We start from the raw sequence: 12,434 nt of genomic DNA on the forward strand, positions 1-12,434 counted from the left end.
TTATTGTTTTTCAAAGGTAACGACTACATCGCCAAAACCACGATTCCGAAATGCTCCTAACTGTCGAATCAGTGGCAAGCATTTTTCCAGCCATTGACTTGCCGTATTGACAACACGGTTGTAATCAAGCTCCTGCAACAACTCATTGGTTGGACTTGGGTTAAAGCTCAATTCGGCATACAACGTCAGTGGAATAACCGCTTCAAGACTTCGCAACGACATGTTTTTCGCACAACCTTTGTCGTCGATTTGGGTTTGCGAGTAGTTCAAGTACAAGAGCTTGTCATTGTCATTAGCAGCAAATAGCGCTTTGTCCGCGGCACTTAGGCTTGCGGAACTAATCGTCATGCAACCTTGCCCGTTTGCCGCTTGGTCGGGAATACCGCACAACAATTCAGCAATTGTTGATCGCTGTTCAGTTGCTTGTTCGATACCGGCTCTCTCGTCGAACCAGCCGAAACAATCCGCTTGAGCAAGAGCATCACGCAATATGCCTTTCAGAGTTTTACCTGGGACTATCGGTAATTGATTGTCATCCTTGTTTACTAATAAATCCGCGAACGCTCCTGCAGATAAGCCACTGCCAACGTGCCACGGCGATAGAAACTCAAGCTTTAATAGATACGTACTCATGCGCCCATCTCCTCAGCTTTGCGTTCTTTCGATTGTTGCACATCGGCCGCAATGCTTGGTTGAGAGATCTGTTCGACATGATTGACCATCAACACATCAGCCACGGGGGAAGCTCGATATTGTTTATCTGTATCTGTGAGGGGCAACTTTTCGCTAACAAGCAATAGCGTTCGGTCACATGACACACCAGTTAATTCATCAAACAAGCGGCACCAGTCTTTAAGATCGCCGCTATTGGTTGTATCGGCTTTTCTATAGAGCTCATCAATGCGAGCTAACTGCCCTTTTAGTTCAACCAATGATTGAGTGGCTATCAGGGTATATAGTTGTCGAAGCTTGGTCGGGGTAAACGGCATATCATAAGCTTTTTGCTTATGAAGAAAGCCAATACAAGCGCGTAGCTGGTCGATGGTTGGCAAATCTGTAACCGGCTCAGTAACTGAATAAGCTGGCATTGATAGTTGCCAGCTTTCTTGCTCACTAACTTCGACTTCAACACTTAGTTTTCGCAACGATGATAGCGACTCAATACCCCCACCTTGAAGTCGATATAAACTCAACACGGAGGGTGATATCGGTCGTTTCTCTTTGCAATCATGCGCCCATTTTTTCGCTTGCCGACATAGCGCTTCAGCTAAGTCATGTGCATGCATAAACGGCTTTTTAGGTGATTGGTAGAGTATACCGCCACCGGCTGTCAGCTTTGTTAAGTGTTTAAGCTCATTAGAGCTTTTGGGTAATACAGTGTTCAGATCAGAAAGAAATTTTTTAGACTCTTGTTCAAAGGCTTGAATGAATGAGTAACTAAATTCCAATGCTAAATCAGCACGAATAATCAGGGTTAAATCATCCCCACCTAGCACTAGTGGCCGAGCTGGCAACACGCGCTTATCACCTTGCACCTGAGCATGCTTTGACAGCACATCAACAGTGGCTTTTGCTGCAGCCTGTTGAGTGGCAATTTTCAAACCATCAGAGAATGTACGAAACACCCGAAGATACTTCGCAGGATGATCTTTCACTGAGTTTTTTAAATCGCGCAGCAGTTGACCTAAGCCGTTGCCGTCAATATGAACCAACGCAACCAAGCTTTCATCTTTAATAAAGGGAAATAGTACATCGGCATCACCAGTTCGGCCTTGTTTTGTCTCGTCTATTTCAGTGCGCTCAAAATGAAGTGGCCAAGCATAGCTTTTATCAGTACAAAATTTGTCAGTGAGGGTCGATTCATCGCCTGTTTTTAAATATCGAATATATTGGCGTTTCAACTCGGTCGCTTTGTCGACTACTTCATCTTTTTTAATCAAGTTTGGCCCCACATTGACCGCGGGCTGACCAGTCCGCGAACAACGCTTGACTAATGGTGATGATTGCAACTGCTTGGCTGCCAACATATTTCGGTTTTCGAGTAACCTTTCGGTTCCTGCAGAAATAGCCTCGTACACATTCGGCTTGTTTTCGACAATAACATCTATAAATTCTGCGCCGGGGAACAAGCGAGCGACGAACAGCGTCCAACGTTGTCGTAATATTCTGATGTTGTCCACTTCAGAACTGGCGGCAACTAGATAAAATGCTCCACCAGCTTTGCGAGCGAAGTAGACTTCATTGGCACTAATAGAGGGCTCTTCAAGCGGAAGGTCTTTGGTTTTCTTACCTTGCTCAACTAATCCGACACTAGCTAAGTGAGCATCAAGCGGGCTTTCGGTGAGTTTGTCGAGCAAATCACTAGCGGCCACCATATCTTTCAGTTTGCCACCAGCGAATAGATAGTTTTGAACGGATTTGACTTCAAATAAGTACGCACAAAGCATAAGCACCGAATCCTTTTGGTTAATGACATCATGTCAATAAAACCAAACTTAACAAACTCATAAAGTTAGACACAAGAACATATCGCCATACGTTTTGATCCAACAACGTGTAGAGTAACTTTGCATCAATTTCTGGGCTTGGGGTATTGGCAAGATTGTGAACAGGTCACTTGCTTCAAAGTTGCATAAGATCTGGCTTACCCTTTGATATCTGTTGGAGAGTCGCGATGAGCGGCCAATCTCTGTTGGTGAGCCTGAAGGCCATGGATTCCTCAATCGAACATTTTTGGAGTGATGCAGGTAAATTAGTAAACCAATATGGTGGGGTTTTAATTAACGATGAGTTCTGGGTAATCGAAGCAGAATGGTTGTTTCAGGCCTATCACTTAGCAGGCACAAACAAACCTGAATTTGTATTCCTTGGTCTTCAAGCCAACAATAAGCGTGCTTTCAGTTTGCTTTCTTCGAGTGAGCACTGCCCTAAATTTTTGATTGAAATGGCGAATGCCATGTTAGAGGCCAAACAAAGAAGGCAGCAAAGCCGATCGTCCTAAGTTTGTCGAACAACAAACACTTACAACTTATCAAGTCCTAAGCCCCTATCCTTCCGTGGCTTGGCCACTTCAACACTCACCGCTCGGTTTAACCCCATCAAAACTGGGCACATCTCAGACAACAAAGCTTAGCGGCGTAAAATATTCAATAGCTTTTGTCTTAATCCCATCAAAACTGGGCACATCTCAAACGCTATCAAAAACAGCAAGCAGCATAAGAATGCAGTCTTAATCCCATCAAAACTGGGCACATCTCAAACTGCGAATGTCTTAGCTTTTACTGTAGTTATGTTGTCTTAATCCCATCAAAACTGGGCACATCTCAAACTGGGTAAGGTTTTAGATGCAGAAGTAAGTGGGGGTCTTAATCCCATCAAAACTGGGCACATCTCAAACGGATGACATTAACGTTCTTCACCTCTGTATTTTTGTCTTAATCCCATCAAAACTGGGACATCTCAAACTGACCCCTTCGACTTGGATGAAGAAGGCCATAAGTCTTAATCCCATCAAAACTGGGCACATCTCAAACTAATCCAGCGCTTACTTATTGGTGTTATTTGTATGTCTTAATCCCATCAAAACTGGGCACATCTCAAACCAAAAAAATTCATAAGATGAGGCTACGAGTAATTGTCTTAATCCCATCAAAACTGGGCACATCTCAAACAAATAAGCCCTATGATGTGCAGAAGAAATTTGGTCTTAATCCCATCAAAACTGGGCACATCTCAAACTTACCGTACCTAAGAGTACAGAAATCGATCAGCGTCTTAATCCCATCAAAACTGGGCACATCTCAAACAAGAGACCTTTCGTTTAGGGCCTCCTCGCCTAAAGTCTTAATCCCATCAAAACTGGGCACATCTCAAACAAGATTGTAACGTGGGTGTGCACGCTGATTCTCGGTCTTAATCCCATCAAAACTGGGCACATCTCAAACCCACCGCTGCTTAAACTCAAACAGAAAACGAAAGTCTTAATCCCATCAAAACTGGGCACATCTCAAACTCTACCCCTTTAAACCCTTGCGAATCAACTTCTACGCGATTGCTTTGCGGTAAATAATGTGATGTTGAACTAATTAGTGTAAGCATAGGAGATCCGATCAATGACATTTACATATAACTATTTGTAAAACAATCTTATTCTTAATAATTATTAATCTGGCGATTGTTATAACGCCGCAATCTATCGAACTTGCTCATCGATCACGTACCACTGGTGCGCCCACGTAATCTGGCCACAGCCGTCAGATTTTCGAGCACCAATGTCTTTGCCGCATAGCGGGTAAAAAACTACTCGGTCGCCCGGCTCCAATATCTTCTCAGTGCTCTGTTGCAATTGGTTAAACTGACTGCGCCGAAGGTGTACTTCAAATACACTGTATTGAACCCGCCAACCATATTGCTGTAGCAGCTTCGTCAACCTCCTGCGCACTTGTTGGCGACTAACATCGAAGCAAATCACTACAAACATAGTTACATCACCAAAGTATGCAATCGCCAAGCATTGAGTTTGCCAGGCCCTTGCTGGGTACGCTTAGTTAAACACGACAAACACAACGGAAAGTAGTGAATACGATCACTCAGTGGGTCAATCAATTGTTGCAACTGCCAACGCAACTGAGCGAATTTGTTTTTGTTAATTTGGCATTCAAACACGCTGTATTGGACTCGAATACCATAGTTTTTCAGAGTTCGTTCAACGGCCCTACGAGTTTTGTTGTCGCTAATGTCGTAACACACCATCATGATTTGCCGCATCTATTTTCCCCAAAGAGCCTCACAGCATAGGTTATCGCAAGCGCAGTGGCGTCAACTTGCCCTCTCCTGTTGCGATAAGGTTTCTTAGCTCAAGTATTTGTAGGTCCATGAACCGCCGAATATCAGTTTTGATCTTCAAAATTGGATGACTGAATTGCTGTTGCATCCGTTGTTCAAAGGCGCCAACAAACATTTTTCTCGCCTCTTTACTCATGTTGCAGCCCGAACTTGAGGTTTGAAATTGGTTGCTAGTTAAGTGTTGGCGTAAAACAAGCTTCAATACAATTTCGTCAACTACAAAGGCTCGCCACGGTTCCATAACATCTAGCGCAAGACTGGCAAAACCACTGCGTTGTTGGTGCAAGTAGCCAAACTTAGGCTCAAGCCCACGCACCACTATCAATGCGTGAATGTTGTGGTACAACAACTGATAACCATAACTGAGCATGGCATTTACTGGGTCCCTCGGAGGCTGGCGATTACGACCGGTAAATTGCCAAGTTTTCCCCAACCAACATTTTAACTGACCAAAATAGTGGCGTCCGGCAATACCCTCATAGCCGCGAAGCTGTTCAATAGCCGAAGCCTCACGCAAGCTATTGCGGGCTTGGCGAATACAGTTGAGTGCAGACTGGTCGACAGGCAAACCATACTTCTTCCATCGATTCAGTAAGTACAATTGATTGTTGACTTTTTGATGAACAAAGAATCGGCTGTGGCTTAGTGCCGTTTGATTGTTCATTGAATCATTGGCTTGAGCTCGGATAATCTTTGGATCAGCGTGATGACTGTAGCCTAATGCGCCAAGCCATTGACCTGATTGAGTCATAAAAATCAGCGGAATCTGTTGCTCAAAACAAAATCGAATGACCGCTAACGTGGGGTGAATTGCACCAAAAAGGTATATCAGATCAACCGTACTTGACGGGACTTTCTGTAAACATTCACCTTTATTTTTGATAACAAATTGTCCTTGATTCAATGCCAGCACTGCCCCTTGGCGCTTGATGTAAACACTCCTAAGGCGAGCGACTTGTGATCTCGATAGACCGCTTTGAGTCGATTGTTTTATGTCGGCTTGCTGCTCCAACACATATTGTTGCAACTGTGCTTGTTGTGCTCCGAGCTTGGTTGACCATGCAAACTCATCAAATACTACGCGAGGCTCTACTTCTGCTTCATTAGCTTCAAGCGGTTCATCTGACTCTGATGGAGGATCAATCGGCGTATTGAGCCACGCTCGTTCCGAGTGTTCGCTCATTGGCATGACTAGGTTTTCGACAAACCCCATGCCCAAAAATGTGAAACCTTTATTAAAATCGGTCAGCTGGGTTTTGGCTTCATTGAGTTGCAATTGCAAGCTAGCCACTTGGGCGCGAACTACTTCCAACGCTAACTGTGATCCTTGCGCAGTTTGGCACATCACGACAAAATCATCGGCATAGCGAATGGCTTCAAAGCCACAATCCAGCAAGGCTTCATCAAGTGGGTCGAGGTACAAATTTGAAAGTAAAGGTGATAAAGAGGAACCTTGTGCTACACCTTTACCAAAGGCCACTCCAAAAGCGGGTGACTTTGAACTTTGTGGTAAACGCTGGGGTGTAAATGCAGCATGTAAAATGAGTTTTGCGAGTGCTTCATCCTTGATTAGTTGCTTAATCTGATGAGTTAGAACTGCATGGTCAATGTGATCGAAATAACTCTTGATATCAGCGTCAACTACGTATAAATATCCTTGGTCGCGCAACTGCTCCAATCGTTTGATTGCGTCCATATAGCTCAGGCCCGGCCTGTAACCATCACTACATCGCTCAAACTCACTTTCCCATAAGGGTACTAAGGCTTGGGCTATAGCAGTGTGAACAACTCGATCTCGCACAGTTGGAATGGCGAGTTTGCGTTCGGAGCCATTTGCCTTGGCAATGGATATGCACTTGAGCGCGCTGGGTTGCCAAGATTTGGCGACAAGGTCTTGTTGCAATTGGCCAAGATATCGCTCTTGATGTTGCCTAAATTGACGAATGCTCATGCCGTCTATGCCGGGCGCACCATTGTTTTCTGCAACACGCTCAAAAGCAGCACTTAACGCAGCTGAAGTAATGCATGAATTCAAGCTGATCATTTATATACCGCCTCGGGTAACTCTGTTTCTGTGGTGGTTGATGCATATATCTGTTCATCCAACCAATCTTCGAGTTCAGTGATCGCCAAAACATCAATGGTGTGCATCTGACCGGCATGCTGGTCATCCTGCTGATCGCGTTCAGATAAAATCACTGCACATTGTTCCAACGGAATTCCAAAGTGCGAATGCAATCGCTCCAAGGATTGAAGCTGAGATTGCCACCGACCAGTTGTCACTTCCACCACAACAATTCGCTGCTCAAAGGCAATGATAAAATCTAGTTGCTGCTGCTCGCCGGCAGCACTTCGAATAGCAAGATTTCTAACCAACTGTACTTCGGGGTTTGTTTGTTGATAGTCCTTAATTTTCTCAGCAACAGCCACTTTAAACCACTGTCCCGACAGATATGACGTCGTAGCAGGGAGGCCATTTAGCTTTAAGGTAAGCAAGCAGTTAGGGCTTTTTTTGTATTGGCTGTAAAGACACATGCCAAGTTGATCGAGTGAGTGAGCAATATGGCAGCAAGATGCAATAACTTCTGGGGTCTGGCGCTTTAAGTCAATACGAATACGGCGTTTTCCTTGCGGGTCGCGTTCCAATGCTTTGATGATTGGTGCAGCCTGATTTATGTTCATAGCCATATACTTTGCCAGTTGTGCAATTTGTTTAATCGGTGGGGCTTCTTTATTGACACCTGCAATACCAAGCTCCATTTGTCGCAACCACTTGACTAAATTCTGATTTAGCTGCTCGTGAGATAGGGTGGATTGATTGTGGGGCTTACATTGGGGGGGTTCTCTCGTCAAAAGTTCAAGGAGTGATGCTTGCTGCTGAATAACCTGCTCGAGCAAGCTGACCACTAGTAGATGTTGTTGTTTATTTCGTTGCCAAAACCACATGAGCCCCCCTTCGGTTAAACACCCTCTAAATACCTCACAGTGATCAAGAGACTCGCAATCGTCTCTTGATCGTTTGCTCAAGCTAGCAACTGACTCGCTGCAAGCGCCTTAAAGTTGCTAATAGAGCTAGCCCAAAGAGCAAGCTGCCGCCAGCTCCGCCGCCGCTACTGCTGCTCGATTCAAGTTCTGGCTGCTCAGGTTGAGGATTCTCTGGTTGCTCAGGTTCGGGCGTTGTCGGCTGTTCCGGTTCAGGATCTGTTGGTTGCTCTGGCTCAACTGGGTCCACCGGTCCTGTTCCACCGAGTTGAATGTCATATTCATTCATGAGCACAGGGTTAGATGAGCCCAAGTAGTCATACTCAGTGAAATCGGAAATGGTGACATTCAGCGGATAAATCAGCTGTGTTTTATAGTCGCCCCACAGCACATAACCTGCGGGATGAAATGCGACGGTTCGATCACCGATCAACTGGCGATCATCAAGCAGCACTTGCCCATCCCAATCGGTGACAACAAGTCGCTCATAGCGACCATCAGCAAAAATGAATGCAATAGCATCATCTGCAAATTCGGCATGAATCAAATCAGCATTTAAAACTAAACGAGAGAACAACTCAGTTTCTTGCTGGTCAATTATGGTAATGACTCGATCATCGCCAACCGTGACTAGATAACGTGATTCAACAATTGGCATCTGGTCTGCATTCAGGTACACATTGAAGGTATTGGCATCGACATATTCATTTACACCATCATTGGTGACACAATTGAAGAATCCCTGCTGAGCCTGACATGAGCTATATTCAGCACTGTAAAGTGGATTCAAATTGATATCGTACTCAATCAGAGCCTTCTCGCTATTATTGAATAACACGAGATTAAAACGGTTATTCACAATGGCTTTCGTAGTTCGCCCTACATTTCCCAGTAATGGCAACATCGAATAGCTCTGAGCGGCTTCATCCCAGGCGATTAAATTACTGTCAGTATCGTAAATCCAAACTGAACCATCCGGGTTTCCCGCCGCCCACTCTAGGTGACTGGCCGATTCTTCAATAATGTGTTCCGCAATAAGGTTTCCATCTTGATCAAACTTATTTAGCTTCAAAACAAAATGACCAAAGCCAGAGCGGTAATCTTGAATGCTGGCCATGTGGCCATCGGCGAAGACTAATGGTGCTCGCTTAAAGCCAGCCGCTCGAAATGATGTCTTCGCTTCTTCAGCCCATACGACATTTGCGCAAAACGCCGCGATGACGCCAACACTAAGGCAGCTAGCTCGCATGATTAAGTTATGAGCAGATAATTTAGTACGTGATGAAATCTTCATGAACTTCCCTCTAATCAATATCAATTCAACGACCAATATTCTGCTGGGCAGATTGTGTCACTTAGTCACATACCCATTTGGCCTGTTGCCCGAAGGCAAGTTGACGATATCAACTGAATGAGTGATTAGATTTTTGGCAAGCTTGCGAATGCTGTGGCGTACAATATGTAGCATTCTTGTAGAAATAAAAAAGCGACTGACGCTTTGTCGCCAATCGCTTTTTATTAGTGGAATTCAATTTACAGCACGTAATACTACAACTGTAACAAGACGCCAACTAACTCCCTGTTAACTGCCATTCATAGCGTATTGAATAAATTCTTGTTCAACATCGACCCCAAATACATTAACCGCTCGATTGTTGTTTGCCACTTCGGCAGTATCTACTGAAACAATTTTGTACCGAGCAGCCAAGTTCGGCCCTAGCGCCTTCTCAATCGCACTATTAACTCTTAGCTTTCTTCCGTTAAAGAAATTTATTTTCATTCCCCCAGCCAACGCACTTAGCGAACGCTCCGTTAAGCGTGTATCCATTGCGCTATCAGAATTCTTTAATACATCAATGCATTGGAGCAATTCGGTAGTAATGTCCCGTTTTGGAAAGCATTGTTCGGGTTCTTCTAGTCCTAAACGTCCAAGCTCTACCAGTAAGTAATTAAGCGCATTCAAATGGTTGTTCTCCACATTACTAACGCCTTCAGACTTACAAACAAAAAAATAAAACAACCATTCTGTAGGGGGGAATGTAATCGTACTTCCATGAATATCAACAGTTTTTCCATCGGGGTAAAATATGATCGAAGGATCTTCTGCTAACTTTCGTTGGACGTTGAACTGATCAACAAAATCGACATACCGGCATGCTTTCTCTACTGCAGACTTGCGTAACAGACTACTTAGTCTAACAAATGCGATCGGAGCTAAATCGACGGTTGCCTTAGACGGATCAAGTGGCTTATCTTTGTTATCGTAAACCACATCGGTATATGGAGTCGGATAAAAAAACTTGGGGACAAATTCATAGGGCTCGCTTACCAATACATGACTGAGTTCATCCTGCGTTCTTCCAAATAAGCTCATCGCATAACCAATAAAAAAGGTCATAGTTTTTCGTCCCCCAGCAAGGGATGCATGTAATGCAGGGGAATCGTTTACTAGTTCGCGAATTGTATTGGTAATAAAATCAGCCAAAATATCATGATCGGCTTGATTTCTAGCATCCTCCATCGGCTTTCCAAACTGATCATTGGGCACAAGGATATCGTGTTCATCAAACTGTGGCCTTTGTACTTGGTAATCTCGGCAAAAATCACCCAGCCTATCGTTTACAATAAGCTCCAGCCGAGCCCGCTCAAATCCTTTACTGGTTGTTATTAATACGATACGGCTTGGCATCTGACGGCCTTGCTTGTGAAGCGCATAAAGCGTCTCGGTCACTACTTGAGGAGTTAATCCCAGCACACTTACTAACCAGTAATCTTTTGATTCATCATACATCATCCAATACCTCATAATTTCCTGCTCAGCATTAAGATGCACCATTAATACGAAGCAGATAAAACATAATAATTAATATCAGCCAATAATTGACGTTCTGCTAACGCGAAGAAGCATCGCTTATATCATCGCCATGAATTAAGTTTTCAACTTGAATATCGAACGTATTGGTATTGACATATTGCAATGACATTTTCCAAAGCGTCGATGCTTTCCCCAAAGCTCCTGTCATTGAACTCAAACCCAAGGTAATGTCAGCCATCACATTATTTTCTGAATGAACTTTGTTCATGATCGAATTAAGGACCTTGTAATACAGATGAACAAGCTCATATAAGTTGTTTGTGTCTACACCTCGCCGAGGTAAATTACACTTATCATCACGGGGTAAGTAGTCGGAATAGTGGCTAACTTTAAACTCTCTATCAGCAATTCGGCCCAGTAATTTTTCGGCAATACCAAAGTCCCGCTCACTACCTCGTTCGCCTGCCGAAGTCACGATCACTAATTCGTTTATCGTTTGATTTGAATAAACAGACCAAATAAGAGGGAACCAGTTACTATTGCATGTTGCCTCTTTTATCAGGGCCATTCTCTCTTCAACATCGCCCTCGTGGTTTTTCAACTTGTAAATTAGAGAATTAATATCCGTTTGCCATTGGGTGACATTTGTATGGTTGATCTCTCGTTTAGGAGTATTGAGAGCTGGCCAGTGGTTAAATGGCGACAATGAAGATACCAAAACTTCTGGCGAGCCGATTGACTTTTCAACGAGCCTATCTGGCTTGACAAATTTCCGAGCCTGATGCGTGAGGTGAACAATCAATAAGATGAAAACCGGCAGGACCAAAAAATTGCCCAATAGCTCGGCATCGACGAGAACTTCGCTTACAGGCGGCCACTCATAGGGAAAATGTGGCAAATCAATCGGGATATAACCAAAGGCAAAGGAGCCAAGATGAGACAACAGTGATAGCAGCAATGCAACGCCATAGCCAAGCAATAATGGAATAGCGGTAAACAAGATATCGGCAACCCAAGCAAGCATGATCAGTGCGACGACAGTTTCCAAAACTAACCCTGAAAACACACCATGCATGATTCGATAAGCTTGAAATGAAGAAAGTGATAGAAGTTTTTTCATGTTTCGCCCCTGCGTTTTCAGTTCCATCAACAACCGAGACTCAACATATGACAACAAGCTTTTGAATTGACATTCACAAGCTTGCCAACGTGAACAACAATCCATGTTCATTACACTGGGCTAAATATTAGCTTTAAATCAATTAATTAATATACCGCTGACGATACAATAACAAACTAAGTTGTTAAAGGGATCGAACATGAATAAACGATATTTTGTATGCAGGCATGCTGGCGCAATCGATTGGGCAAAACAGCAAGGGATTGAAGTTGACGCTCAGATACCACATCTCGACATAAACGATTTACGCCGCAATGATATTGTTATGGGCACTCTACCGGTCCACTTGGCAGCAGAGGTTTGCGCAATAGGCGCAAAGTACTTCCATTTGACGCTTACAATCCCAGAGCACCTTAGAGGCAAAGAGCTTACAGCCAAAGAAATGGATGAGTGTGGTGCACAACTGAGATCCTATGAAGTGAATCAGTCTGACTAGAAGCTAGCGATGGAGGCCAGAGCCTATGCTTCAGCAAGTGCATGATGCTAGTTTGCTCCAGCTAGTAAATGCATGTTTGAGTCTAACGAGCGAGCCTTTGACTCAAACGGTGGTTCGTTTGAGTCAAACAAAGCACCTAGCAACATCATCAGGTCGATAAACACTATGATGGCCAG

11 protein-coding genes and 2 CRISPR repeat arrays are annotated in these 12,434 nt (G+C 44.0%); of the genes, 2 read left to right on the plus strand and 9 right to left on the minus strand.

Features of this window, described 5'->3' with window-relative positions; genetic code table 11:
* Complete coding sequence (locus IC617_RS07585; RefSeq protein WP_191144385.1) at nt 1-633, minus strand: RAMP superfamily CRISPR-associated protein; 633 nt, start codon at nt 631-633, stop codon at nt 1-3.
* On the minus strand, nt 630-2,447 hold the full coding sequence (locus IC617_RS07590) for a Cas10/Cmr2 second palm domain-containing protein (RefSeq protein ID WP_191144386.1): 1,818 nt from the start codon (nt 2,445-2,447) through the stop codon (nt 630-632). The genes IC617_RS07585 and IC617_RS07590 overlap by 4 nt, the downstream gene beginning before the upstream one ends.
* A 227-nt stretch (nt 2,448-2,674) precedes the next feature.
* Here IC617_RS07590 and IC617_RS07595 point away from each other — a divergent pair, with 227 nt between their 5' ends.
* On the plus strand, nt 2,675-3,001 hold the full coding sequence (locus tag IC617_RS07595) for a hypothetical protein (protein WP_191144387.1): 327 nt from the start codon (nt 2,675-2,677) through the stop codon (nt 2,999-3,001).
* 85 nt (nt 3,002-3,086) lie between these two features.
* Nucleotides 3,087-3,398: a CRISPR direct-repeat array (repeat unit 35 nt; unit sequence GTCTTAATCCCATCAAAACTGGGCACATCTCAAAC).
* Nucleotides 3,399-3,498: 100 nt separating this feature from the next.
* A CRISPR array of direct repeats spans nt 3,499-4,012; the repeat unit is 35 nt; unit sequence GTCTTAATCCCATCAAAACTGGGCACATCTCAAAC.
* Between the two features lie 180 nt (nt 4,013-4,192).
* Here IC617_RS07595 and cas2 (IC617_RS07600) read toward each other — a convergent pair.
* The 7 genes from cas2 (IC617_RS07600) to IC617_RS07630 form a co-directional block, all read right to left on the minus strand.
* Entirely contained in the window at nt 4,193-4,480 is a 288-nt protein-coding gene (cas2, locus tag IC617_RS07600; RefSeq protein ID WP_191144388.1) for a CRISPR-associated endonuclease Cas2, read from the minus strand.
* A gap of 2 nt (nt 4,481-4,482) precedes the next feature.
* Nucleotides 4,483-4,767 carry a CRISPR-associated endonuclease Cas2 gene (gene cas2 / locus IC617_RS07605; protein ID WP_191144389.1) on the minus strand — a complete coding sequence of 95 codons (285 nt, stop codon included), beginning with the start codon at nt 4,765-4,767 and terminating at the stop codon, nt 4,483-4,485.
* Nucleotides 4,768-4,798: 31 nt separating this feature from the next.
* Nucleotides 4,799-6,889, minus strand: a complete 2,091-nt coding sequence (gene cas1 / locus IC617_RS07610) for a CRISPR-associated endonuclease Cas1 (protein WP_191144390.1) — start codon at nt 6,887-6,889, stop codon at nt 4,799-4,801.
* On the minus strand, nt 6,886-7,872 hold the full coding sequence (locus IC617_RS07615) for a hypothetical protein (protein WP_191144391.1): 987 nt from the start codon (nt 7,870-7,872) through the stop codon (nt 6,886-6,888). The genes cas1 and IC617_RS07615 overlap by 4 nt, the downstream gene beginning before the upstream one ends.
* Before the next feature lies 1 nt (nt 7,873).
* Nucleotides 7,874-9,121 (minus strand): hypothetical protein, encoded by a 1,248-nt coding sequence (locus tag IC617_RS07620; RefSeq protein WP_191144392.1) that lies wholly within the window; start codon nt 9,119-9,121, stop codon nt 7,874-7,876.
* 288 nt (nt 9,122-9,409) lie between these two features.
* Nucleotides 9,410-10,621 carry a CRISPR-associated ring nuclease Csm6 gene (csm6, locus tag IC617_RS07625; protein WP_191144393.1) on the minus strand — a complete coding sequence of 404 codons (1,212 nt, stop codon included), beginning with the start codon at nt 10,619-10,621 and terminating at the stop codon, nt 9,410-9,412.
* A gap of 97 nt (nt 10,622-10,718) precedes the next feature.
* Nucleotides 10,719-11,762, minus strand: a complete 1,044-nt coding sequence (locus tag IC617_RS07630) for a hypothetical protein (protein ID WP_191144394.1) — start codon at nt 11,760-11,762, stop codon at nt 10,719-10,721.
* 199 nt (nt 11,763-11,961) lie between these two features.
* Here IC617_RS07630 and csx16 point away from each other — a divergent pair, with 199 nt between their 5' ends.
* Nucleotides 11,962-12,258, plus strand: coding sequence for a CRISPR-associated protein Csx16 (gene csx16 / locus IC617_RS07635; protein WP_191144395.1), 297 nt, complete (start codon nt 11,962-11,964; stop codon nt 12,256-12,258).
* The last annotated feature ends 176 nt before the right edge of the window (nt 12,259-12,434 follow it).

Source organism: Neiella litorisoli (assembly GCF_014773395.1).
In the GTDB taxonomy this organism is placed as follows: domain Bacteria; phylum Pseudomonadota; class Gammaproteobacteria; order Enterobacterales; family Neiellaceae; genus Neiella; species Neiella litorisoli.